General features: G+C 62.4%; 23 protein-coding genes. 13 read left to right on the top strand and 10 right to left on the bottom strand.

Features of this window, described 5'->3' with window-relative positions; genetic code table 11:
* Positions 1–5: 5 nt before the first annotated feature.
* Positions 6–1,928 carry an ABC transporter ATP-binding protein gene (locus tag HZC36_16555; protein ID MBI5708598.1) on the bottom strand — a complete coding sequence of 641 codons (1,923 nt, stop codon included), beginning with the start codon at positions 1,926–1,928 and terminating at the stop codon, positions 6–8.
* 1 nt (position 1,929) lies between these two features.
* Entirely contained in the window at positions 1,930–3,318 is a 1,389-nt protein-coding gene (asnS, locus tag HZC36_16550) for an asparagine--tRNA ligase (GenBank protein MBI5708597.1), read from the bottom strand.
* A gap of 141 nt (positions 3,319–3,459) precedes the next feature.
* Between asnS and HZC36_16545 the strand changes: the two genes are divergently transcribed.
* From HZC36_16545 to HZC36_16535, 3 genes are all read left to right on the top strand, one after another.
* Positions 3,460–3,801, top strand: coding sequence for a hypothetical protein (locus HZC36_16545; protein MBI5708596.1), 342 nt, complete (start codon positions 3,460–3,462; stop codon positions 3,799–3,801).
* Positions 3,777–4,724, top strand: coding sequence for a hypothetical protein (locus tag HZC36_16540; protein MBI5708595.1), 948 nt, complete (start codon positions 3,777–3,779; stop codon positions 4,722–4,724). Before HZC36_16545 ends, HZC36_16540 begins: the two co-directional genes overlap by 25 nt.
* A 603-nt stretch (positions 4,725–5,327) precedes the next feature.
* Positions 5,328–5,510: a hypothetical protein gene (locus HZC36_16535; GenBank protein ID MBI5708594.1), complete on the top strand. Its 183-nt coding sequence runs from the start codon at positions 5,328–5,330 to the stop codon at positions 5,508–5,510.
* Positions 5,511–5,514: 4 nt separating this feature from the next.
* On the opposite strand, the gene HZC36_16530 is transcribed toward HZC36_16535, so the two are convergent.
* From HZC36_16530 to HZC36_16500, 7 genes are all read right to left on the bottom strand, one after another.
* Positions 5,515–5,760 (bottom strand): hypothetical protein, encoded by a 246-nt coding sequence (locus tag HZC36_16530; protein MBI5708593.1) that lies wholly within the window; start codon positions 5,758–5,760, stop codon positions 5,515–5,517.
* Positions 5,761–5,802: 42 nt separating this feature from the next.
* Complete coding sequence (lgt, locus tag HZC36_16525; protein MBI5708592.1) at positions 5,803–6,615, bottom strand: prolipoprotein diacylglyceryl transferase; 813 nt, start codon at positions 6,613–6,615, stop codon at positions 5,803–5,805.
* Between the two features lie 2 nt (positions 6,616–6,617).
* Positions 6,618–7,400: a hypothetical protein gene (locus HZC36_16520; protein MBI5708591.1), complete on the bottom strand. Its 783-nt coding sequence runs from the start codon at positions 7,398–7,400 to the stop codon at positions 6,618–6,620.
* 149 nt (positions 7,401–7,549) lie between these two features.
* On the bottom strand, positions 7,550–8,872 hold the full coding sequence (locus HZC36_16515; GenBank protein MBI5708590.1) for a dihydroorotase: 1,323 nt from the start codon (positions 8,870–8,872) through the stop codon (positions 7,550–7,552).
* A complete protein-coding gene (locus HZC36_16510; protein ID MBI5708589.1) occupies positions 8,869–9,852 on the bottom strand; it encodes an aspartate carbamoyltransferase catalytic subunit in 984 nt (327 codons plus the stop codon). Before HZC36_16510 ends, HZC36_16515 begins: the two co-directional genes overlap by 4 nt.
* Positions 9,849–10,382 carry a bifunctional pyr operon transcriptional regulator/uracil phosphoribosyltransferase PyrR gene (pyrR, locus tag HZC36_16505; GenBank protein ID MBI5708588.1) on the bottom strand — a complete coding sequence of 178 codons (534 nt, stop codon included), beginning with the start codon at positions 10,380–10,382 and terminating at the stop codon, positions 9,849–9,851. Before pyrR ends, HZC36_16510 begins: the two co-directional genes overlap by 4 nt.
* Before the next feature lie 183 nt (positions 10,383–10,565).
* Complete coding sequence (locus HZC36_16500; protein MBI5708587.1) at positions 10,566–12,194, bottom strand: CTP synthase; 1,629 nt, start codon at positions 12,192–12,194, stop codon at positions 10,566–10,568.
* A gap of 304 nt (positions 12,195–12,498) precedes the next feature.
* Here HZC36_16500 and HZC36_16495 point away from each other — a divergent pair, with 304 nt between their 5' ends.
* The 6 genes from HZC36_16495 to HZC36_16470 all read left to right on the top strand — a co-directional run bounded on the left by HZC36_16495 (position 12,499) and on the right by HZC36_16470 (position 16,957).
* A complete protein-coding gene (locus HZC36_16495; protein ID MBI5708586.1) occupies positions 12,499–12,936 on the top strand; it encodes a hypothetical protein in 438 nt (145 codons plus the stop codon).
* Between the two features lie 149 nt (positions 12,937–13,085).
* Positions 13,086–13,352: a DUF370 domain-containing protein gene (locus HZC36_16490; protein ID MBI5708585.1), complete on the top strand. Its 267-nt coding sequence runs from the start codon at positions 13,086–13,088 to the stop codon at positions 13,350–13,352.
* A 16-nt stretch (positions 13,353–13,368) separates the two neighbouring features.
* Positions 13,369–14,409 carry a rod shape-determining protein gene (locus HZC36_16485; GenBank protein ID MBI5708584.1) on the top strand — a complete coding sequence of 347 codons (1,041 nt, stop codon included), beginning with the start codon at positions 13,369–13,371 and terminating at the stop codon, positions 14,407–14,409.
* Positions 14,410–14,525: 116 nt separating this feature from the next.
* Positions 14,526–15,212, top strand: a complete 687-nt coding sequence (locus HZC36_16480) for a rod shape-determining protein MreC (protein MBI5708583.1) — start codon at positions 14,526–14,528, stop codon at positions 15,210–15,212.
* The gene (locus tag HZC36_16475) at positions 15,209–15,688 is read left to right on the top strand and encodes a hypothetical protein (GenBank protein MBI5708582.1); all 480 of its coding nucleotides are present in this window, start codon (positions 15,209–15,211) and stop codon (positions 15,686–15,688) included. The genes HZC36_16480 and HZC36_16475 overlap by 4 nt, the downstream gene beginning before the upstream one ends.
* An 18-nt stretch (positions 15,689–15,706) precedes the next feature.
* The gene (locus tag HZC36_16470) at positions 15,707–16,957 is read left to right on the top strand and encodes a Glu/Leu/Phe/Val dehydrogenase (GenBank protein ID MBI5708581.1); all 1,251 of its coding nucleotides are present in this window, start codon (positions 15,707–15,709) and stop codon (positions 16,955–16,957) included.
* 474 nt (positions 16,958–17,431) lie between these two features.
* Here the strand turns inward: HZC36_16470 and HZC36_16465 are convergent, their stop codons facing one another.
* Positions 17,432–18,208, bottom strand: a complete 777-nt coding sequence (locus tag HZC36_16465; protein ID MBI5708580.1) for an SDR family oxidoreductase — start codon at positions 18,206–18,208, stop codon at positions 17,432–17,434.
* Between the two features lie 185 nt (positions 18,209–18,393).
* Between HZC36_16465 and HZC36_16460 the strand changes: the two genes are divergently transcribed.
* The 4 genes from HZC36_16460 to HZC36_16445 all read left to right on the top strand — a co-directional run bounded on the left by HZC36_16460 (position 18,394) and on the right by HZC36_16445 (position 22,493).
* Positions 18,394–18,858: a hypothetical protein gene (locus tag HZC36_16460; protein MBI5708579.1), complete on the top strand. Its 465-nt coding sequence runs from the start codon at positions 18,394–18,396 to the stop codon at positions 18,856–18,858.
* Positions 18,859–18,930: 72 nt separating this feature from the next.
* Complete coding sequence (locus HZC36_16455; GenBank protein ID MBI5708578.1) at positions 18,931–20,235, top strand: tetratricopeptide repeat protein; 1,305 nt, start codon at positions 18,931–18,933, stop codon at positions 20,233–20,235.
* A gap of 1 nt (position 20,236) precedes the next feature.
* Positions 20,237–21,778 (top strand): tetratricopeptide repeat protein, encoded by a 1,542-nt coding sequence (locus tag HZC36_16450; protein MBI5708577.1) that lies wholly within the window; start codon positions 20,237–20,239, stop codon positions 21,776–21,778.
* Between the two features lie 37 nt (positions 21,779–21,815).
* Positions 21,816–22,493: a flagellar brake domain-containing protein gene (locus HZC36_16445; GenBank protein MBI5708576.1), complete on the top strand. Its 678-nt coding sequence runs from the start codon at positions 21,816–21,818 to the stop codon at positions 22,491–22,493.
* Positions 22,494–22,745: the final 252 nt, after the last annotated feature.

The raw sequence follows: 22,745 nt of genomic DNA, 5'->3' as shown, positions 1-22,745 counted from the left end.
TCCTTTCAACTCTTCATCTCGTCATCGTCCCTTTCCCGCGCGTCCCGCAGCGGGTCTTCCATGACCCCGCTCTGGAAGGCGCGCATCATGCCGGTGTAGGCCCCGCCCATCGCCATCAACTCGGCGTGGGTGCCCATTTCGACCACCTCGCCGTGCCTCAGCACCATGATCCGGTTGGCCCTGGCCGCAGTGGTGAGCCGGTGGGCGATGAAAAGAGTCGTACGGCCCTTCATTGACTCGTCGAGGGCGGTCTGGACGGCTTTCTCGCTGACCGAATCGAGGTTGCTCGTGGCCTCATCCAGCAGGAGCAGGGTGGGCTTCCTCACCAGAGCGCGGGCGATCGCGATCCGCTGCATCTCGCCGCCGGAGACCCTTACGCCGCGTTCCCCAAGCTCTGTCTCAAAGCCCTCCGGCATTCGATGGATAAAGTCGGCGGCGTTGGCCATCCGAGCGGCCTGCACCACCTCTTGATCAGCTGCGTTGGGCGCTCCAAGTCGGATGTTGTCGGCGATGGTGCCCGCAAAGAGGAAGGTCTGCTGCGGGACGACCCCGATGAGGCTGCGATACCAGTTCACGTCGAGTTCGCGAAGGTCCACGCCATCAAAGAGGACACGGCCTGCGGTTGGATCATAAAACCGCAGCGCGAGATCGGCGATGGTGCTCTTCCCCGCCCCGCTCGGACCCACCAACGCCAAACTCGTTCCAGCCTCCAGCGAAAAGCTGACGTTCTTCAGGGCGGGGGTCCCGTCGGGGTAATCAAAGCTGACGTTCTGGAATTCGAGCCTGCCTGTAGGGGTGAGGAGCGTCTGAGTGCCAGGAAGCTCGGCGTGCTCCTCGGGGATTTCGAGCACGTGGCCGTAAACGCGGTCCGCCGCCGCCTGAACCTGGTTCAAGGTGTTGTTGACGTTGCCGAGCGTCCTGAAGCCCTGGTTGATGACGTCCATCGCGTAGAAGAGCGCCATGATGTCGGCGAGGATGAGCTTTCCTGAGAAGGCAAGAAGCCCGCAGAGATAGAGCGATACCGCCAGCGCCACCGCGCCGAGAAGCTCCACCAGCGGGCGTAGGCTGGCAAGTCGCCTTGCCGCTCGAAGCTGGCTCTTGAGCGATCGGCCGACCAACCCCCTATAGGTTTGCTCGATCCGCTCTTCGGCCGCAAAGGCCTTGATGACGCGAGTGCCGTGAATCGCCTCCTGGGTCATCGCGCTCAGGTCGCCAAGGTCCTCCTGGACCGTGGCTTGAGCGTCCCGCACCTTGCGGCCGTTGGCCTGGATCACTTTGGCGAGCAGCGGGATGAAGAGGATCGAAACCAAGGCGAGCTGCCACTGGATGATGCAGATCGCCAAAAACCCACCAACCGCTTTGATCGGCGCGTCGATCATGTCTTTGAGGGTTTGTATGGCGCTCTGGTAGACGTTGACGTCGTTCGTGAGCACGCTCTGGATGGCGCCGGTTCGCCGGGCGTTGAAATACGAAATCGGCAGCCTTTGGAGCTTGCGAAACATCTGGAGGCGCAAGTCGGCGGCGAGCCTTGCCGCGGCCTCGCTCAGGTAGTAGGCCTGCCCCCGTGTAAAGCCGTACTTGACCAAGTAGATGCCGATCACGAGAAGGCTAAGCCAGCCGAGCCGCCGGATCGCCCCTTCCCGACGCTCCTTCTCTTCTTTGGCGGCCTCCTCCTTTGCCACGATCTCTCGGGCGGTGCGAGCGGGGTCGGCGTCGATGCCTCGGAGTTGAGGCGTTGGGGGCGCCTTTTGGGAAAGCGTGGGCGTGGCGTCGGAGATGGCTGCGCCGGTCAGCTTGATCAGCGGGATGGTCAGCGTCGTCAGGGCCGAAGTCGCGATGGCGCAAGCCAAACCAAGCCTGATGGGCCCTCTCTGAGCCCTCAACTCTTTGGTCAGCCTGGAATCGAACCGGCGAAACGGGTTCCGCAAATCAAAACTCCGCGTGTCCCGGCGTGCGGTGGAACGGGATCACGTCGCGGATGTTCTTCATCCCGGTCATATACATCAGCAGCCTTTCGAGGCCCAATCCAAAGCCCGAGTGCGGGGCGCTCCCGAACCGGCGCAGGTCGAGATACCACTTGTAGTGTTCGAGCGGCAGGCCCATCTCTTCGATCTTACGCTGAAGCACGTTCAATCGCTCCTCGCGCTGGGAGCCGCCGATGATTTCTCCGATGCGCGGTGCGAGCACGTCCATGGCGGCGACGGTCTTGCCGTCGTCGTTCGCGCGCATGTAGAAGGCCTTGATCTCCTTGGGATAGTCGGTGAGCACGACGGGCCGTCCGACCTTCTTCTCGGTGAGCCAGCGTTCGTGTTCGCTTTGCAGGTCCGCGCCCCAGAAAACCGGAAACTCAAAGCTCTCACCGCTTGATTCGAGCATTTTGATGGCTTCGGTGTAGGTCAGGTGCTCGAAATCGGAGTTCACGACGTGAGCCAGGGTTTCGAGCAGTGTGGGTTCGATGCGCTGGTGGAAGAACTCGAGGTCGGCGGCGCAGGCGTCCATCACGTGTGCGATGACATAGCGCAGGAACTCCTCAGCCAGCTTGCGGTTGCCCTCCAGGCTGCAGAACGCCATCTCCGGCTCGACCATCCAGAACTCGGCGAGGTGGCGCGGCGTGTTGCTGTTCTCAGCCCGGAAGGTGGGCCCGAAGGTGTACACGTTGGTCAGCCCCAGGGCAAGACACTCGGCTTCGAGCTGGCCCGAAACGGTGAGGAAGGTGGGCTGGCCGAAGAAGTCGTTGGCGGGGTCTGGGGTCTGGGGTTGGGGGTTTGAGGCGTAGGGATCGAAGGTGGTGACGTGGAACATCGCGCCCGCGCCTTCGGCGTCGCTGGCGGTGATGCGCGGCGTGTGGATGTAGCGAAAGCCGCGCTCGTTGAAGAACTTGTGGATGGCGAACGAGGCCTCGGACCGCACGCGGAACACCGCACCGAAGGTGTTGCCGCGCACCCTCAGGTGGGCGATCTCGCGCAGGAACTCAAAGGACGCTCCCTTCTTTTGGAGGGGGTATTCGGCGGGGTCCGCGGGGCCGTAGACCTCGACGCCGCTGGCGGCGAGTTCGACCGGCTGGCCGGGGGCGGGTGAGGCGACGATCTCGCCATCGAACCGAACCGCAGCGCCAGTGGTGAGGCTCTTCAGGGTGTCCTCAGGGAGCGAGCCTTCGGCGATCACCACCTGAAGGTCGCGAAAGCATGAGCCGTCGCTGAGCTGGACGAAGCTGATGCCCTTGCTGTCGCGGCGGGTCTTGATCCAGCCATAGGCGGACGTGCGCGTCCCAGGCTCCGCCTGGAGAAGGTCACTGAGGGAGGTCCGCCGATAGTCCATTGAGGGTGGAGTTTACCGGGAGAACCTCGCGGGGTGACATCTCGCCCACGGGTCCCATTCCGATGACGTCTAGAATGCAATCCTGACTGCGATTCATAGATTGGTTCTGCCGAAGACCTGCACAATGGCGATGAGGGAAACATGAGAGTCTCATTGAGAGCGTTATCGGCGGCGACAATGTTGCTGGGGGCTGTCGTTTGCGCACATGCTCTGCTTTTCGTCTTTGTCACTCAAGTGGACTACCAAGGAAACTATGCTGCTACGGATTCCGACTGGTTCTATCGAAACCTGGACGGTTCCTACCAGAATCCACCAGTCGGTGGCGGCGTCTATCCCACGATCGAATACGATTCCCCACAATCCTTTCAAAGTCCTGGACGCGTTGTCTACCACCGCGGCACCCCCATCCAGGTTCGGTTCAGGTTCTACAACCACCGGTCCGTCACCGTTTCGGGAACATGGACATTTGTTACGCGAAGCTGACAGTTCCCGCCGGATACAACAGGCCAGCGTCGTCGATTGCCTTCCTAACTCCTCCTCAGTCCAGAACCGTATCGTTTCCTCCCCTGTCGAACACATACCTAACGATCACGATTGACGGCGTGCCCGATAGCGTGGCATATGGCAATCTTGAGTACCTCATGCACATCTATGCGACTGCAGGAGCGCCACCCGGGCTGGATGTGCTTCAGGACCCCTACGGCGGCGGCGGCTACCAAACGGTTCGGCTCTACCTTGTCGACGAGGCACCACTCGGAAAGCAGCAAGTTCCCTGGACAGACTTGCTTGAGTATGCCTGCGATTGGGCGTGCTTCCAGGCATATGAGTGGCCAGTGAAAGTGCAATGTACCAAGGGCATGTTTTGGGCGAGTCCCTGGGACTATAGCGGTTCCGGAGTTTGGTTCTGGTCCGAGGCTTACGACAACCCGCTAGATCCCTCGGATCCAACGGTCACATATTACTTGTCTGACGCGGTTTCCAGCATTAGTCCGAACATGGACTGTAAGGACTGCTCGGGATTTCTAACTCTAGCTTTCGCTGCTCTAGGACATAATGCGATTCCAGTTAGGTTGAAGGCGCAGTCATGGAGTAGTTTCTGGACAAATCCAGTTGCGGGAATGGGGAGTTCAGCGATGAACGACTCTGCGTATGGCTTCGTGAACTGGACACACCACCAGATAGCCGCCAATTCGGTCCTCATGTATGATTCAGCCGCAGCGCAGAGGTTGGATCTCAATGGTGACAGCTATTACAACCCCCCTGCCTCCTGGGTGCTCGGCGGGTACTGGCAGACAGGAGTGCCTCCTAGCATCCTTGGATTAGTTTACGGCCCAAGCCCGCCTCCCCTATCCCAAGGACTATTGTTCATGGACGCGATGTCCTACGCGATTGACGTCATAAAGTGAGGAATACAGATGACTCCTGCGTTGACAGTTTGGCTCTTGTCTTTAGGGCAATCGATGACACTCCCTGAGTGGCTTCCCCCCGAACTAGGAGATATTGGCCGATATGGTGAACCAAGGTTCAGCCTCGCTCGCCCAAACTCAGTCGCGATAGTACGTAAGAGTGACCGGGCACGAATTGTTCTGCAATTGGAGGCAGTCCCCTCGAACCAGGATCCCGATACCAGGAAGCCGATGGTGGTCGAACAAACAGCAGCTCCATCCGGCAGGCCGTTCGGCCTTCGGTGCTGGTTCAGTCGCGACCATACGTCAAGCGGCGTTAGGTCACTTGTAATCACGAGCGTGAATAAGCTCGAGATGGTCCAAGTGTCGATATTCGCGGCGCGCCTAGCAGAGCGCCCGGATAGACAGTACCAACAGCTTGACGTGGCGAAAGACTCCGTATTCGTTGAGCGCCTCGCTCGCACGGCACTTTCGCGATTTGCAGGTCGCAGAGCAACAGCTTTTTCAAGTACCACCATCAACGGGAAGACGGTCTCTTCGTTTCTCGCGTCAGGTACACAAACCAGATATCTGGACCTCCACGAATGGGCGACCGCTCGTCAAATGGCAATCTCGACGGGAACTACGGAGGCTGAGAACTCGTTCGGCCGAGCCGGAAACACGGTGCTCATCCCATGGGGAGGAGTCGATCTCAAGATCGGCGCAACTTGGCGCAAGATGGCGGACGTCCTAATGATATTGAACGGGCGCCCGTTCGTGCCAGAGGCAGAACTAGAAGGCGTATAGGAGCTCACGCGTCTGCCTTCTTGGCTTTTGGGGTGGCGGGTTTCTTGGCGGCTTTGGGCTTGGCTTCGCCTTCGGCGCCTTCAGCGGCTGGAGCCTTGGGTTTCGGCGCGGCCTTGGGCTTGGGCGCCGGCTTCTCGACCACGGCCTTGGGAGCCGCGCCCTTGGCGGCCTTCAGTTCCTTGATGGTCTCTTTGATCTTCTTGGCTTTTCGATGCCTGCGCTGGCGCAGCTCTTTGTTCTTGACTCGCATAAAACTCCTGTGGGAACCGAATCGTCCTCGTGTCGCCGCGCGTTAAGTGTCGCTTGAGGCGGGTGCGGCGGGCGGGTCCGAATCCGGCGAACCGGAAGAATACCCAAACCGCCGATAGAAGATCGCTCCGAGAACGGCGGCCGCGAGGGCGATCAGCTGGGCATCGGTGACCGGTAGCGGTCCGAGGGTCGAAGACGTGGACCCGATCCGCCAGAACTCGTAGATGAACCGCCCCACTCCAAAGAGCACCATCGCGGCCGCAAAGCTCTGGCCCGATTTCAGCCCCTTGCGCTCCAAGCGAAGCAGGATGAATATCCCCGCCAGGTTCATCAGCGACTCGTAGATTTGAGCCGGGTGGTGAAGCTCTGGGAGAAACCTACCCGGCGAAAAGGGGGACTCGATAGGCACGCCCCAAGGGAGCGTGCACACGCCCCCGTAGCAGCAGCCGTTCAGCAGACACCCCACTCGCCCAATCGCGTTCCCCAAAAGGAAGGGGCCGGCAATGACGTCGAGAAGCCGCCAAGCCGAAAGACGATGCCGCCTGGCATAGAAGACGAAAACAAGCGCTCCGGCGATGAACGCCCCATAGCTGGTCAGGCCCTGGAACTGGAGTGTGAAGAGCTGGTCCCGGTTCTTGAGGAAGTATGGAAGCTCCTGCAGGATGAACCCGATCCGCGCTCCCAGCACTCCAAAGAGCAGTGCAAAGAACGCCACGTCGCCAATTTGGCCCGGCTCGACGTCGAACCTCGGCGCGCGTTTGCGCGCCCAAAGCAGGCCCGCGCCGAAGGCGACGAGGATCATCAGGCCATAGCTGTAGACCTTGACGGGGCCGATTTCAAACAGGATCCTGATCATCGCTAAACCCTTGGGTGCGAGGCCAGATTCTGAATGCCCCTCTCGAACGCCTGGCGCGCCTTGTCCTCCTCACCGGCATCCCTAAGGAGCTTGACTACCTTGTCCCAGGCGTTCCTGAGGTGGTGCATTTTGGCCATCATGAACGCCTTGCCTGGCTCGGAATTGGGGTCCACCACCACCTGCTCGTGCTGCAGGATCGCCTCTTCGAGGAGCTTTGCCAGCTCGGGGTCCTTCTTCTTGTCCTCGCAGGCCGGCACGACCTCATAGAGCACCGCCAGGAGGATTGGGGCCTTGCAGGTTGGGATCGTGTCAAAGGTCAGTCGGACCGTCTTGATGGCCTCGTCCACCTTGTCGAGCCGCCCCATGGCCTCGGCAAGGCGCAGGGTGTCGTTGACCCGTCGGTCCTCGTCCTTTGTTTTGCGCGCGAAGTCGACGGCGATGTTGAACGCGCGCATCGCGAGTTCCCATTCCTTGGCCGTGCGAAAGACATCTCCGTATTCCCAGGCCTCGGCGGGGTTGATCTTGTCGATCTTGACCTTGGCGAGGAGGCGTCTGGCCGAGTCGGCGAGCAGCTTCTTTCCTTCTTCGTCAGAGATCTCCCCCTGCAGAACCCTCTCGTTCACGGCTTGGGAGGCCCAGTTCAGGTTGCGGCGGAGCACCTCGATCTGGATCACGTCGACGTCGGAGGGGTCGTTAGGATCCGGGGGAGCGGTGAAGCCGCAGCCTGCGAGCAGGAGCATGCACATCGCAGAGAAGAGCGTGATCCCGCGTCGGAGTGTCGCCACTACAGGACTCGTTCCACGAGTTGCGACTAGCGCCAGGGCTTCGCCCTTCGCTTTCACTCGGCGGTCCTTTGGGCCTTGGCGACGGACTTCCGAGGTGCCCGCAATCCCGAACACCGCCCAAATCCACCTCACTTTAGCGCCCCTACCCCTCAAAGCACCGTCCTGTAGCGCTTGTTGTCGAACATCGCGTCCCGATAGATTTCGCTGCCACAGAACGTTAGAACCGATTTCCCACGCAGTTTTGCTCCGTGGAACGGCGTATTTTTGCTCTTGCTGAAGGTCTTGTTGACGTCGAAGGTCCATTCCAGACTCGGGTCGATGACCGTAACCTGGGCCACCGGGGTCTCGCCGAGCCTCAGGGTTCCCGCATCGAGCCTCAAAATGGTCGCCGGGGCCGTGCTGAGCTTGTCGATCGTCTGGAGCGGCGTCAGAAGGCCTTGGTTGGTGAGATGGGTCAACGTGAGGCCGACCACCGATTCCAGGCCCACCATCCCGAACGGGGCCTCCTCGAACGGCGCTTGCACCTCGTGGCTAGCGTGCGGCGAGTGGTCGCTCGCAATGCAGTCGATCGTGCCGTCTTGCAGGGCCTGGACCACGATGTCGATGTCCACTTGGGTGCGCAGCGGCGGCAGCATTTTGCAGGTCGCATCGAACTCGCCCACAGCTTCATCCGTGAGGATAAAGTGCTGCGGCGTGACCTCGCAGGTGATCGGCGCGCCGAGCGATTTGAACTGGCGGACGAGCTCGACCGCGCCCCACGTGCTGACCCGCATAATGTGGAGACGGCAGCCCGTCTCGGCGGCCAAGATGCAGTTCCGCGCCACCGAAATCTCCTCCGCGCTGCGGGGGATGCCCTTGAGGCCCAGCATGGCGCTGATCGCGCCGTCGTTGATCGAGCCCCCAACGGAGAGCGATGTGTCCTCACAGTGGGCCAGCACGGGAAGATCGAGCTGAACGCAGAACTCCATTGCTTTGAGCATCACATTGGAGTCCTGGGTCGGGAAGCCCTCGTCGCTGGCTGCGACGATGCCCGCCCGTTTGAGAGCAGCATAGTCAGCGATCTCGCGCCCCAGAAGCCCGCGCGTCAAGGCGCCCACGGGCGCGACGAACACGCCGCCCGCCTCGGGCGAGGCCGCGCGGTCCAGGATGAAGTCCACCAGCGCCGGATTGTCGAGCGGCGGCTCGGTGTTCGGCATCATGCAGACCGTGGTAAAGCCACCCGCCGCGGCGGCTTGGGTGCCCGTGGAGATAGTCTCCTTGTGCTCTTTGCCCGGCTCGCAGAAATGAACATGCGGATCGACGAGCCCAGGGGCAATCCAAAGCCCGGTGCAGTCGTAGACCTCGTCCACGTCCTTGACCTTGAGGTCGGGGCCATAGGCCACCACCTGGTCATCCTCGATCACCAGGTTGCCGACCATGTCCAGGTCCTGTGATGGGTCGAGAATCCGTCCGTTCTTGAGAAGCGCCTTCACTCCTTCACCTTTCCTTTCGACTTGACTTCTGCCTTTTTCGGGGCTTTGGACCGCTTGGAGAACGGCTCGCCCCCAAACGCCCAGTAGAGGCCCGCCATCCTCACAAAGACGCCGTTTTCAACCTGAGAGGTGATCACCGAGCGCTCACCATCGGCCGCCATGTCGTCGAGCTCGATCCCTCGGTTGATGGGCCCGGGGTGCATGACCATGCAGTCCTTTGAGGCATAGGCCAGGGTCGCGCGGTTGATCTGATAGAGCTTGGCGTACTCGCCGACCGAGCTAATGAACGCGCCCTCCATGCGCTCTTTCTGAAGCCGGAGGCAAATCACCACGTCGGCCTCTTCGATGCCCGCCGCAAGGTCGTAGTAGATCGCGCCCGGGAGCTTGGCGGTGTGGTTGGGCAGCAGGGTTCTGGGTCCCACAAATCGAACCTCGCTGCCCATTTTCGAAAAAAGCCAGGCGTTGGACCGGGCGACTCTAGAGTGCAGAACATCGCCGACGATCGCTACGCGGAGCCCGCTCAATGTGCCAAGGCGCTCCATGACCGTGAGCGCGTCGGCGAGGGCCTGGGTGGGGTGCTCGTGCTCGCCGTCGCCGGCGTTCAGGACCGGTCCGCCGAAGTACTTGGCCGCAAGCACAGGCGTACCACTCATTTTGTGTCGCATGACGAGGCCGTTGAGCCGTTCATAGCGAAGGGTAAGGATGGTGTCCTTCAGTGTTTCGCCCTTGCTCATGGAGCTGCCGGTGGCAGCAAAGCTGGCGGTCTTCATCTTCAGGTAGTGCGCGGCCTGCTCAAAGCTCACCCGGGTGCGCGTGGAGTTCTCGAAGAAGAGCATCCCCACGACGTTGCCGCTGAGATCGGGCAGGGTATTCGACCCCGCCAGCACGCGGGTCTTCATCTCGCGCCCGAGGTCGACCAACGTTTCGATGTCGCACGGCTCAAGATGCCGGATGCCGAGGAGGTTTCGTGTCTGGGTCATGCGGGGCTCCCTACGGACTCTTCAAGGATGACGGCGTCCTCGCCATCGTATTCGGCAAAGTGGACGCGGATGTGGTCGCCGGGCGAGGTCGCCACCTCTTTGCCACAGAAATCGGGCTGGATCGGCAGTTGGCGGTGCCCACGATCCACGAGGACTGCAAGTCGGACAGTCGCGGGCCGCCCGAAGGCAAACAGCGCCTCGAGAGCCGCGCGGGCCGTACGCCCCGTGAACATCACCTCGTCGACGAGGATAACGTTTTTGCCGGTGACCTCGAACGGAATTTCGGTGTCGTCCTCCTCGCTCTTGGGCCTGTCGTCGCGGTGGCTGGCGACGCTGAGTTTGCCGCTGGGGATCGCCACACCCTCAATCTGGCCCATGGCGAAAGCAAGGCGTTTGGCAAGGGGCCAACCCCTGCGAAGGATCCCGATAACCGCCAGGCTTTCGGCCCCCTGGTTGGCTTCGAGAATCTCGTGAGCCATGCGGCCCAGGGTTCTCCGCATGTCGGCTGCATCCAGGATGACGGCGCCCATACGGCAGTCATTATGCCCAAGGGAGGGCGAAGGGTGCAGGGCGTGGGGGGGTTGGAGTTTGGGATGCGGGGCGTGGGGTGCGGGGTGTGAACTGTCCAGTCTGACCTGTCCGACTTGTCTGACTTGTCCACATGTTGGACTGGTCAGACCGTCCCCTAATGCCTAACGCCTAATGCCTTTCCCCTACGCGACGCTAACCTTCGCCTTTTTTTTGAGGGCGGCTTCCACCAGGCCGGTGAAGAGCGGGTGCGGACGGTTCGGGCGGGACTTGAACTCGGGGTGCGCCTGCGTGCCGATGAAGAACGGGTGGTCCGGCAGCTCGATCATTTCGACCAGCCGGTAATCCGGCGAAACGCCTGAAATGACCATTCCCTTCTCGACCAGCAGCTCTCGGAAGTCGTTGTTGACCTCATAACGGTGGCGGTGGCGCTCGGTAATGCGGCTATTGCCGTAGAGGCGGTGCGCCAAAGTGCCGGCGACCACGTTGCAGGGCCAAGACCCAAGGCGCATGGTCGCGCCCTTGTCGGTGACGCCCTTCTGCTCGGGCAGCAGGTGGATGACGGGATAGGGCGGGTTGTCGTCCATCTCTTCGGAATTCGCGCCCTCGAGGCCGCAGACGTTCCTGGCGAATTCGATGACCGCCATTTGAAGGCCCAAGCAAATGCCGAGGAACGGGATGCCGTTCTCACGAGCGTAACGGAGCGCCTCGATCTTGCCCTCGATGCCGCGCTTGCCGAATCCCGGCGCGACGATCAGGCCATCGGCGCCCTCGAGGATATTGGAAGGGTTTGTCCCGTTCTCAAGTGAATCGCTTTCGACCCAATCGACGGTCACCTTGCAGTTGTTGGAGATCCCGGCGTGAACCAGCGACTCGCTGATGGACTTGTAGGCATCCCCGTTGCTCGTGTATTTCCCGACCGCCACAATTCGGCACGCTCCCACGGGTTCCTTGATTGTGTGAACCAGGCGCTCCCATTCGCCGAGGGCGCAATCCCGCTTCTCCAGGCCCAGCCTCTCCACCACGTACTCGCCCATGCCGGCAGCTTCGTAGTTCAGCGGCACTTCGTAGATCGTCTGCGCATCGAGCGATTCGATCACCGCCCGCTCGGGCACGTCGCAGAACAGGCTGATCTTCTCTTTGACGTCCTTGGAAAGCGGCTCTTCGGTTCGGCAAACGAGGAGGTCGGGCGTGATGCCGATTTCGCGAAGCTTGATGACGCTGTGCTGCGTGGGCTTGGTCTTGATTTCGTGCCAGGGCCCCACTTGGGGCACCAAGGTCACGTGGACAAAAAGGGTGTTCTCGTGGCCCACGTCCTTGCGCATTTGCCGGATTGCCTCGAGGAAAGGCAAGCTCTCGATGTCGCCGACCGTGCCGGCGATTTCGGCGAGCACCAGGTCCGCCTCCATCTCTTTGCCAACTCGGACAATGCTCTGCTTGATGGCGTTGGTGACGTGGGGGATCACCTGGACGGTCGCGCCGAGATAGTCGCCGCGCCGTTCGGCCTCGATGACCTTGGAGTAGATTTTGCCTGTAGTCACCGAGGACCCTGCGGTGCAGGCCACGTCGATGAAGCGCTCGTAGTGGCCAAGGTCGAGGTCGGTCTCAGCGCCGTCTTCGGTCACGAAAACCTCTCCGTGCTGGAACGGGTTCATTGTGCCGGCGTCGACGTTGATATAGGGGTCGAGCTTCATCGGGGCGATGGTGAACCCACGGTTCCGCAGCAGCCTTCCCAGGCTGGCGGATGTGATGCCCTTGCCGATCGAACTGACGACTCCCCCGGTGACGAATACGTACTTGGTCTGGCCCACGATAACCTCTGGAAACTCCCCGCCGATACAGACGCCACCATCAGGCACAACGACGCCCAGTCTTTCTCAACCAGGGGGTTTTAGGGATTATACGGCATTCGGCCCCCTGCCTTGTACGGTCAATAGCAGCAAATTGGCGTCTGCGGCCCCCTCCTTGTTCTTGGCGCGGCCGAGGTGGAGGGGGAGGTGATGGGATGAAGGGATGAGGGGATGAAGAGAAGGGGGCGGGTCAATTCCTTGCCGGGCAACCCGTGTAACCTCCCCACGTCGGGTATCGTCAAAAGCTACGCAAACGAGGATTCTTGATATGAAGAGTCAAATGGACTGGATCGTCACGATCGTATCGCTGGTTTTGGCCCTAATCGCCGCCGGAGTCTGCTTCGCTATGAAGCCCACGCCCCTTACCCCGGCAGAACCCGAAGCGGTCGAGACAAAGGCCCCTGAATTTCCCGCTGGGTCGGTCACCTTCGCAAACGCCTTGAGCGGTGGCGGCGGAGCCGTGGCGGGCGGCGCCCAGCGTGGATTGGGCAGCGGTGCTCCCAGCGTTCCGGGCGGCGCCGGTGGTCCCGGTGGCCCGCGCGGCGGATTTGGCCCAGGCGCCGGCTCGTTCGGTCCTCCGCCTCAAGCGCTCCAAGGCGCCAAGGGCCGAGCCTTTGCAAGCGGCGGCCCGGCGATGGTCGGCCCCGGCGGAGGCGGCGGTGGCGCTCGTGGCGGCGGTGGCGGTAAAGCTGGTCCCAAGGAATAGTCCTTCGACTCCAATCGAAAGGGGTGCAATCCGCTTGGATTGCACCCCTTTTCTGTTGCCCCCTCGCATTGGGGCAATTGGGGCAGGAGCGGGACCCGGATCAGCCATAATGCATGGGTCAGTCGCGGGGACCCGCGCAAGAACTGCCCATGCCTCAGCCCACCGTGCTCAACGTAGGCTTCTACAACTACGTGATGACCGATAAGATCGTCGCGCTCGTTTCCAGCGAGTCGGCCCCGATGCGCCGGCTGGTGCAAACGCTTCGAAAGTCGAACAATCTCATCGACGCCACCCAAGGCCGGCGGACCAAGTCCATTATCTTCACCACCGAAGCCGCCGTCATTCTCTCCGCAATCTCCCAGGAAACGCTCGCCAAGCGGTTGATGACCGGCGAGTTGGTCGGCGATGAAGATTAGCAACGGACACCTGACGATCTGGCAGCAGATCGTGGGCCGGTTTTCCCGAGATATAGGCATTGATCTCGGCACCGCCAACACGCTTGTGCACGTGGCCGGCCGAGGCGTCGTCCTACGCGAGCCCAGCGTGGTCGCGATCAACAAGGACACCGGCGAAGTTCTGGAGGTTGGCGAAGAGGCCAAGAGGATGCTGGGACGGACCCCGGCCAACATCGTGGCCGTGCGCCCGCTCAAGGACGGCGTCATCGCCGACTATGACCAGACTGAAATGATGCTCAGGCGCTTTATCAGCAAGGTCTCGCGTCGCGGACTCGTGTGGCAGACCGTCGTGGTGGGCATTCCCAGCGGCGTCACCGAAGTCGAGCGCCTCGCCGTCATCCAGGCTGCCGAGCGCGCCGGCGCGTCTAGGGCCTATGTCATCGAGGAACCGATGGCGGCGGCGATCGGCGCGGGCCTTCCCATCGAGGAGCCGATCGGGTCGATGGTCGTGGACATCGGAGGCGGAACCACCGAAGTCGCCGTGATCTCACTGGCAGGCATCGTCCATTCGCGGTCGATCCGCATCGCTGGGGACGAGATCGACGAGGCCATCGCCGCCTATGTGCGCCGCGCCTACAACCTCTTCATTGGAGACCGCACCGCCGAGCAGATCAAGCTGGAGATCGGAAGCGCCTTCCCGCTCGGCCAAGAGCTTCAAATGACGATCAAAGGCCGCGATCTGGTCACCGGGCTGCCCAAGAGCGCCATCGTCACCAGCGACGAGGTGCGCGTGGCCATCGCCGAGCCCCTGACCGCCATCGTCGAGGCCGTCAAGTTGACCCTCGAAGCCACCCCGCCCGAACTCGCCGCCGACGCCATGAACAACGGAATCGTCGTCGCGGGGGGTGGCGCCCTCCTGCGAGGAATAGACCGACTCATCTCGCAGGAAACGGGCATGCCCGTCCACATCGCCGAAGACCCGCTTAGCTGCGTCGCCCTGGGCACGGGCAAGGTCGTGGAGGCCATGCACGAGAAACCCCAGATTCGACGGATGTTGGAGAAGTCATCGAGAAGGTAGGCAGGCATCAAGCAAAGGACTGGATCTTGTTGGTGCTGCTCTGCGCGGCGGGGGCCGTTCTGGGCCGAGTTCAAACTTCTGCTCGATCTGCAGGCGAGGTGGACTTCCCTTCCCGGATGGTTCGCGCAGCGGTTTCACCGCTCAGCAACGGACTCACGGCCATGGCGAACGGGGCCTCGGATTTCACGGCAGGCGTGTTCCGGGCCGGCGCACTGACCCGAGAGAACCGACGGCTGCACGACCTGGCGCAAGCCGCCGCCCAATACAACGCCAGGGTCGAGCTGATGGTGGACGAAAACGACCGCCTCAGGCGACTTCTAGCGCTTCCGAAAATCCCCGGCCGCGAGCGCGTCGCAGCCGGCGTCATCGGCTACGCACCGTTGGAAAACCGGATCACCCTGAACGTGGGCTCAGACCAAGGCGTCAAGGCCGAACAGCCCGTGGTGACGTCCGAGGGGTTGGTGGGGCGGGTCCAAACCGTCGAGCGAGGAAAGTGCCAAGTGCTCCTGATCTCGTCTCCAAGGCTTCGGATTGGCGCGATGGTGCAGCGAGACCCGCCGCCCGTCGGGCTGGCCATCGGGGAGTCTCCGCGAGCCGTCTTGCTCGATTACCTGGATATGCGTGCCACCGTGCAGGTGGGCGACGAGGTGGTGACCTCGGGCTACTCGGACCGCGTGCCGCCTGGGATTCCGATCGGCAAAATCGCCCAAATCAACGATGACCCGGAGACCGGTTCCCGGCGGTGCCAGGTGTTTCCGCACGTCGTGCTTGGCGAGGTGCGTTCGGTCTACGTGCTCAAATGAGACCTGGCGCCACACTCTTGCTCGTTGCCGTGCTCTGGGTGGCCACGGGGCTGCAGTTCGCGCTCGCCTATCGTCTTTCCGTCTTTGGCGTTCAGCCCGACTTCATGGTGGTTGCGATCGCCGCGGCCGGGCCCCATCTGACCCGGCCCGGAGCGACTTGGTTCGGTTTCTTCGCCGGGCTTTGCCAGGGCGCGGTGGCGGGCGCCAACCTGACGCATTACGTCATCAGCAGGACCAGCGCCGGGTTCCTGGTGGGCTCGCTGCGAGAACTGCGACTCGAGACCGGATGGGCGCTCGCCGCCATGACCGGTTTTGTCGCCACGCTTTTTGCCCAGGTCGTGCTGATGTTCCTTGCTCCGCCGGCCAATATCCTTGGCTTCCTGGGAGCTACAATAGGGTCTGCGGTGACCAACGGTGTTCTCGTGGTTCCCCTATCGCTCCTGCTTGGGCGATGGCTGCCGGAACTCCGTCGTTAGCCCCTTCAGGACCCTGCTATGAGCCACAAGCACGTTCTCGATATGGCGCGCAAGCAGCTAGAGATTGCCGCCAAGCACCTCGACCTCGACGAAGGCCTTCACGAAGTTCTTTCCCGGCCAAAGAGGCAGCTTATCGTCAACTTCCCCGTTGTCATGGACGACGGCAGCGTCCAGGTCTTCGAGGGCTATCGAGTGCAGCACAACGTTAGCCGGGGCCCCAGCAAGGGTGGCATCCGCTTTCACCCGGACGTGGACGTGCACGAAACGACCGCGCTGGCCATGTGGATGACCTGGAAGTGCGCCGTCGCCAATATTCCTTATGGCGGGGCAAAGGGCTCCGTCAAGGTGGACACGCGAAGGCTTTCCAAGCGCGAGTTGGAGAAGCTGACCCGCCGCTTTGCCACCGAAATCAACATCGTCGTCGGCGAGCGCCAAGATATCCCAGCGCCCGACATCGGCACCAACGCCCAGGTGATGGCCTGGTTCATGGACACCTATTCCATGGCAGCCGGGCACACCATGCCGGGCATCGTGACCGGAAAGCCCGTCGAACTGGGCGGATCCGAGGGACGGCATGAGGCCACGGGCCGCGGGGTCGTCGTCACCGCGTGCGAAGCTGCCAGGCAAATGAACTTCAACTTCGACGGAGCGAAGGTGGTGGTGCAAGGGTTTGGCAACGTCGGCGCGATCGCTGCGATGATCGCCGAGGATCGCGGGGCGACGGTGGTTGGACTGAGCGACGCGACCGGCGGCATCTACAACCCCAAGGGCCTGCCGGCGCGCGAGCTACACGACCGCTTCGCCAACCGCGACGGCGGACTTAGGAACTACACCGACGCCGAGCCGGTCTCGAACCTGGAGCTGCTGGAACTGCCCTGCGACATCTTGATGCCATGCGCCATTGCCGCCCAGATCACCAAGGACAACGCCGACAAGATCAAGGCCAAGCTGATCGTCGAGGGCGCGAACGGCCCGACCACTCCCGACGCCGACCTCATTTTCGCCGACAAGGGCGTGATGGTGGTGCCGGACATCCTGGCCAACGCAGGCGGTGTGGTCGTGAGCTACTTCGAGTGGGTCCAGGACCTTCAGAACTTCTTCTGGGAGGAAACCGAAGTCAACGTCAAGCTGGACAAGCTGATGGTGAACTCGTTCCAGCATGTCGAGGCGACGATGCGCCAGCACAAGACCGACATGCGCACGGCGGCGCTGATCATCGGCGTCAAGCGCGTTGCCGACGCCACGGTCACCCGCGGCATCTTCCCGTAAGCTCCGAGCCCCTCCCTTGTTTTTGCCGAAGTCGAAAATGAGGGAGGGGTTGGGGTGGGAGACCCTGTGACTTCGCCTGGAGTGCGAACCAAACCCTCTTGGAGGGCCAACAGGCTGACCTGCTGAAGCGAAGGGCGAAGCACTGGTTCCGCGGCAACCACACCAGACAGGCCCTGTTGGGGCGACCTGTTTGCAGCCTTGACATGAACCGGCTGAAAGCACAAGGTGTCTCGGCCAAAAGGTTTCACGGACTTGCGCATTGAGCCACCCCCGTACAGGGCGGCGGGTCTGCCGAACGTTCTGGGCGATTGCGGGGCGCAACCATTGTGAATTGCCGTGCCAAAGGGACTGGCCGCGGCGTTTACGGGGACAAAGCGCTGGCAAGCCAGCGCACTCCCAAAGCCCTACCCGAGGTTCTGAAGCTGAGCAACCCAGTCGAGACGCTTTGCCTACAGGGTCTGGGTGCTCCATTCCCTACCCCAACCCCTTGACAATCCCGCCGTCGACAAGGAGGTTGGCGCCGGTGATGAAGCCGGCGCGATCGGAGCACAGGAACGCCACTGCCGCGGCGATCTCGTCGGGATTGCCAAGGCGCATGACCGGGGCAGCCTCCGCCTGAAGTTTCAGCGCCTCCTCGGCCGTGACACCCAGTAGCCCCGCCCTAATCTCCGCCAAATGAACCTGCCGGTCCGTCAGCGTGTGCCCTGGCAGGACGGCGTTGACCGTGATGCCTTTCGGCGCGAGCTCGGTGGCCTGCAGGCGGGTGAGCGCCATCAGCCCCGAGCGGAGCGTGCTCGAGATCGCCAGCAGCGACGAAGGCTCCTTCGCAAAGAGTGACGTGAGGTGGACGAACCGCCCCCAGCCGCGCTCGATCATGCCGGGCGAAGCCAGCCGCACCAGGCGCACGACGTTCATCAGAGTGCTGTCGAAGCCCGCTTGCCACTCGTCGTCCGAAGTCTCGGAGGGCGCCCCCGCGGGTGGGCCGCCGGTGTTGGTCACCAGGATTTCGGGAGTGCCCAGTTCAGCTTTGGTGCCTTCATACCAACGCTCGAGGTCCTCGGCTCGGCTGACGTCGCACAGATAGCCCCGCGCGCCGCCAATCGCCTCGCACGCCGCTCCGAGAGCTTCCTGATTCCGGGCGCAGATGGAGACGCGACAGCCTTCCTGTGCCAGTTCCTTGGCGACGGCGAGCCCGATGCCCTTGCTTGCCGCCGCGACCATCGCCACGCGCCCGGAGATCCCGAAGTCCATGGGGAAATGATACTTGGCGGGAGCCCACCCCTCATCCCCTCGTCTCCTTGCATTCCAGACTCTTCCTCGTTTGCGAACCAAGACGAGGCAACGGCAAAAAGCGCGAATCCTCGCGGGCGTTGGTTGACAAACCCGGTCCCCTCTTCTACAATATAGTAGACGAATATCTACTATATAGTAGACGAGTGATTGCTATGACCTGTGAGGACCTTTCGTTTCTGGCCGACGCCCTTCTCAGCCTCTGCGAGCGCGACGACACTCGCCCTTTCTACTCCGAAAGGGGCATCCGAATCAAGCAAAAACTAGCAGACATTCGCGAGCCGCTTTACGCCCACCACGTTCTGTCCCGGGGCGACGAGCCGCTTCTTCGCCGAGAGTGCGAAGCCGTATTTGCCAAGGCCAGACTCACGGACCGGCAAATGGACGTGCTTCACAAGCGGCTGGAGGGCTGGACGTTCGAGGAGATCGGGCAGTCTGGCGGGCACAGCAAGCAGGGGGCTCAACACATTTTTGTGCAAGCACTCAAGAAGTTGACACGGTCTTTTCGCGTCTATCCGTTTAGAGGACTGAGCGAAGTCTATTGGCGCGAGACCCATCGGGGGTGCCCCCGAACCTGCTCTGGTAGAATTTCCTCGAACGTACTTAGGTAGATAGACCCGTCTTGAGAAACGGCCCGGCGCCATTACCGTCGGAGTTCGGAGGCGAACGAGGGCCCAACACCCATGGTGACCTGCACACACTGCAACACGAAAAACAGCATCGACAGCCACTTTTGCAAGAGTTGCGGCAAAGAGCTGGAAAAGGCGGCCATCGACCAAGCGCAGACCGATCAGGCCGGTTTGGTCGCGGAGGGATACCGCAAGTTCAACGATGGAAAGGTGATGGAGGCCTGCCTCATCGCCGAAGCGGTGCTGGAGGAGGACCCGGGTTCGGTCGCCGCTCTCTCGCTCAAGGCAATGTGCCGGGAGCACGAGGGCCAGTTGGCCGAAGCGCTCGAGCTTTTTGAGCGTGTTGTGAGCCTGAAGCCTGACTCCGCGCTCGACAAGATCAAGGTCACCCACTTGCGCAGTCTGATCGCGGCAAAACTCCAGACGGCGCCGCCCGCCCCGGACCGCAGGACCGCCATCATCGGGGCGCTCGCCGCGACGGTCTTGGTCGTTTCCGTGGGCATTGCCCTCGCCGGCTTTCTCAACCCAGGAGGAGAGGTCGCCTCCAATAGCGGCAAAGGCGGCACCGACTCCCAAACTCCCGTAAACAGTTCGCCACCTATCCAGAACCCTGCCGACCCGAACGCGGCCGGCGCGTCTCCAGGAACCGCAAACCCCAGTGACGGCGCTCAGGCACCGGGTGGGGCGGGCGCCCCCGGAACCGGCGGAGGCGCTGCGCCGGGACCCCTCACCAACCCTGGAGACTCCCCCCCTGGAATCGGCGACAACAGCTCGGTCCCCCCGTTGGGCATCGGCATCCGGCCGGACGCAGGCATTGGCAGGGGCACCGATCAAGGGACTCGGCCGAATCAAGGCGGAGGAGGGGGCGGAGGCGCGAATTCCAACCCCGGCGGCGGTAACAGCGGTGGCGATAGCCAGCCCGACGGGCCCGATCCGGTGGTTGGTGGAGGGAACGCTCGTGGAGGGTCGAGCAGCACCGGAAAGCCTGCCGTCTATGAGATCAATGTGAGCGGCTCAGGCGGACAGGGCAACTCGGGAGGATCGACGGGCGGCAATGACTCCATGACGGCGGACACGCTGTTCCGCACGGGCCTTCGGCAGTTTCAGTTGGGGGACTATCAGGGCGCGGCGCGCAATTTCCAAGGCGCCCTGAAAGCTGGCGCAGACCCCGGACGTACCAACCAGCGGCTGGCTCAGTGCTATCAAAACCTCGGCCAGACCGCCGATGCGATCAGCGCCTACACTCGCGCCATCTCGGCCCTTGAAGGCGCCATCAAATCTGGGAAGGGCAGCGCCGGAACGCAGTCGGCGCTCGACGCCTGCAAAGCCGCGCTTCAAGTACTGAAGGGGTCGGACTAACGTGAAACCGTTAGGCGTCGCCCTGGCTCTCGCCCTGGCTTGCGCACTCTGCCAGGCCGTTCCGGGTGTGCTCATCGCCCAGATTCCCATCGAGAAGGCGGCCCGGGCGGACATCTTCAAGCGCGTCTTCAACCGCGCGCCCGGCCGAGACTGGGAACCCGGGTTGCTCGACCTGCCGAGCGTGAATATGCTGGCGAACGAGATCCACCAGGAAGGGCGAGTCTTTGCGGTGGTTTGGGCCCTCAGCGACCCCATGATCCGCGCGGCGATCGAGGAGGGCAAGATCAAAGAGGTTGCCCAAAATCCGTCCTTGAATCTGCTCCAAGACGCGCGCAACAAGCTTCGCTGCGATTACGTATTGCTCGTGACGGCGTGGCGTGAAGGCGAAGTGGTCCTCGCGTCCGCCAGGCTTCTGAACGGGAGACGGGAGATTTGGCGGGACGACCGGCAGATGACCGGCGCGGTGGGTGGCCAGTTCAACGGGGAGATGGTGGCGGAATCCCTCGCGCGGACCTGGAGCCAGCTCCTGAACGGCTCTGCCTTCAAAGACCTCCCACCCAAACTGACGGTGCGCCAGCCCGATGCCGAGCCGGGTGTGAAGCCGCCAGACGGAGACAAACCCAACGTCAAGCCGGCGCCCAACAACCAGGTGATTCAGGACGCCATGAAGCTGCTCGCCGGCGGCAAAGGGCCGCAAGCGATCGACATGCTGCGCGACGCGGTCGACGCGGAGCCTTTGAACGTCGAACGCAGGCAGGCGCTGATCCAGGTATGCGCGCAACTTGGGCGCCACCTCGAAGCCGCCCATGAAGCGCGGCGGGCGGCCCTGCTCTTTCCCGAAAGACCCGAACTCCACGTCCTTGCTGCCAGAGCCTGGCTGGGTGCAGGAAAGCCGGACGAAGCGCTAACGGAACTCAATGAGGCCGTCGCCCACGACCCGGACGCCTTTGAAACGCGGCTTCTTCTGGGAGAACTCCAGCTCAAGCAGCTCCGCTTCTCGTTCGCGATCGAACACTTCAGCAAGGCGCTCGACAAGAGCCCCAATTCGGAGGCCTTTTGGCAGCGCGGGCTGGCCAAGATGTTCGAGGGCAACGGCTCAGGGGGAAAGGCCGATTGGGAGGCCGCGGCCCAGGCCGACCCCACCCCCTCGGAGACGGCGATGCTCGCCCGTTATCGGCTGGCTTCCGGCATCTTCCCCATTTTCATCGAGGGCCTTGGATCTGAAATCCGGATTCAGCTTCCCCTCGCCAAGTCCAATCCCAAAGATTCCGCCGTCAAACTCGCGGTGGCCGACATCGAGCGCCGGGCAGTGGCAGCGCTCGGAGTCTGGGAGGCCCTGACGGCCCCGGCTGCTAACCAGCGTTCGCACGATCGGTTCGGATTGGCACTGAAGTTGCTGCGTCAATCAACAAGCGAGCTGACAACGCTTCTGCAAACCGCGTCCGAGGATGACATGGCTCAAGCCTCGATCACGCTGGGAGAAGCGTTGCGGCAGTTGAAGGACGCGCGCAAGGCCCTCGAAGCCGAGCAGACCGCCCCATAGCTGCCTCGATCGGACTCGCCGGAAAACGGTGAACTCGATGAGCGGCATAACAACCACGGTTTTGGAACTTGCGGGGCTCTTTGCAGCCTCCGCCCTCGCCGCCTACGCTTTTCACCGACTTACCGGCCAGAAGAAGCGGCGTCTGGTCTTAGGCAATCAGAGCCTGCTCCGGATCACCACGGGCGAAAGCACCTATCGTTCGCGAATCATCGCCGAAACACCCAAGGGCTGGCTCATCGCCTCGCCGCTCCAAAGGGACGCCTATATCCCCTTGCGCGTCGACGAGGCTCTGCTCGTGCAGGCGCCCCAGGGCGGAGGGATCGTCCGGTTTCGGAGCATCATCCTCGCCCGACAGATCGAGACCCATTACCTGGAGATCGAGCGGCCGGAGAGTTGGCAGCGGGTGGAGCGCAGGAACGCGCGGAGATCGACTGCTCTCGAGGGGGCCAAGATCGAAGTCGAAGGGCGCGCGGCCGACCTGGTCGACCTTTCGGAACATGGCGCGAAGGCCCTTGCGGACGACCGATTCGCCCGAGGCGAGCGCGTGGCGGTTCAGATGCCTTGGCCTCAGTACCCGATTGCCGCATGGGTCCTAGACGTCCACCCCGACCCCATGGGCAGGCCGCGCAGCGAATTGCGCCTGTGCTTTGAAGAGTCGATCGATCTGGACCGGGTGACGGCCGCACTTGCCGGAAGCTCTAGCCGTAGCGCCTGAAGACGAAAGGCGAAGGGCGAATTCGCCCCCTCCTCGTTTTGGTTCGTAAATGCTTCCAGGTCCCGGCTCGTCGGGAAGGAGGGGGTGGAAGGTGGAGACCGGCTGTCTCGGCATACAGTGCGACTTTGCTCGCACCTTCCGCCTTCAACAACTCACTGCTCATGGGCCACCATCTCAAAAAAAGAAACCCTCGCCGAGTGGGTGAGCGAGGGTCCTTGGGTCGCCGGCGCCTCGTGGGCTGAGCGCGCCGGC

Source organism: Armatimonadota bacterium, from assembly GCA_016223145.1.
In the GTDB taxonomy this organism is placed as follows: Bacteria; Armatimonadota; Fimbriimonadia; order Fimbriimonadales; family Fimbriimonadaceae; genus Nitrosymbiomonas.
Note: the sequence above shows the minus strand (reverse complement) of the source record. Positions and strands in the feature narration are given on the sequence as shown.

Bases quoted from the DNA above. Each gene is read 5' to 3' on its own strand.
- pyrR (MBI5708588.1), bottom strand. From the start codon at position 10,382: ATGGGCGCCGTCATCCTGGATGCAGCCGACATGCGGAGAACCCTGGGC.
- HZC36_16445 (MBI5708576.1), top strand. From the start codon at position 21,816: ATGAGCGGCATAACAACCACGGTTTTGGAACTTGCGGGGCTCTTTGCA.
- HZC36_16470 (MBI5708581.1), top strand. From the start codon at position 15,707: ATGAGCCACAAGCACGTTCTCGATATGGCGCGCAAGCAGCTAGAGATT.
- HZC36_16545 (MBI5708596.1), top strand. From the start codon at position 3,460: ATGAGAGTCTCATTGAGAGCGTTATCGGCGGCGACAATGTTGCTGGGG.
- HZC36_16495 (MBI5708586.1), top strand. From the start codon at position 12,499: ATGAAGAGTCAAATGGACTGGATCGTCACGATCGTATCGCTGGTTTTG.
- HZC36_16530 (MBI5708593.1), bottom strand. From the start codon at position 5,760: ATGCGAGTCAAGAACAAAGAGCTGCGCCAGCGCAGGCATCGAAAAGCC.
- HZC36_16535 (MBI5708594.1), top strand. From the start codon at position 5,328: ATGGCAATCTCGACGGGAACTACGGAGGCTGAGAACTCGTTCGGCCGA.
- HZC36_16480 (MBI5708583.1), top strand. From the start codon at position 14,526: ATGGTTCGCGCAGCGGTTTCACCGCTCAGCAACGGACTCACGGCCATG.
- asnS (MBI5708597.1), bottom strand. From the start codon at position 3,318: ATGGACTATCGGCGGACCTCCCTCAGTGACCTTCTCCAGGCGGAGCCT.
- HZC36_16540 (MBI5708595.1), top strand. From the start codon at position 3,777: ATGGACATTTGTTACGCGAAGCTGACAGTTCCCGCCGGATACAACAGG.
- HZC36_16490 (MBI5708585.1), top strand. From the start codon at position 13,086: ATGCCTCAGCCCACCGTGCTCAACGTAGGCTTCTACAACTACGTGATG.
- HZC36_16510 (MBI5708589.1), bottom strand. From the start codon at position 9,852: ATGACCCAGACACGAAACCTCCTCGGCATCCGGCATCTTGAGCCGTGC.
- lgt (MBI5708592.1), bottom strand. From the start codon at position 6,615: ATGATCAGGATCCTGTTTGAAATCGGCCCCGTCAAGGTCTACAGCTAT.
- HZC36_16455 (MBI5708578.1), top strand. From the start codon at position 18,931: ATGGTGACCTGCACACACTGCAACACGAAAAACAGCATCGACAGCCAC.
- HZC36_16465 (MBI5708580.1), bottom strand. From the start codon at position 18,208: ATGGACTTCGGGATCTCCGGGCGCGTGGCGATGGTCGCGGCGGCAAGC.
- HZC36_16475 (MBI5708582.1), top strand. From the start codon at position 15,209: ATGAGACCTGGCGCCACACTCTTGCTCGTTGCCGTGCTCTGGGTGGCC.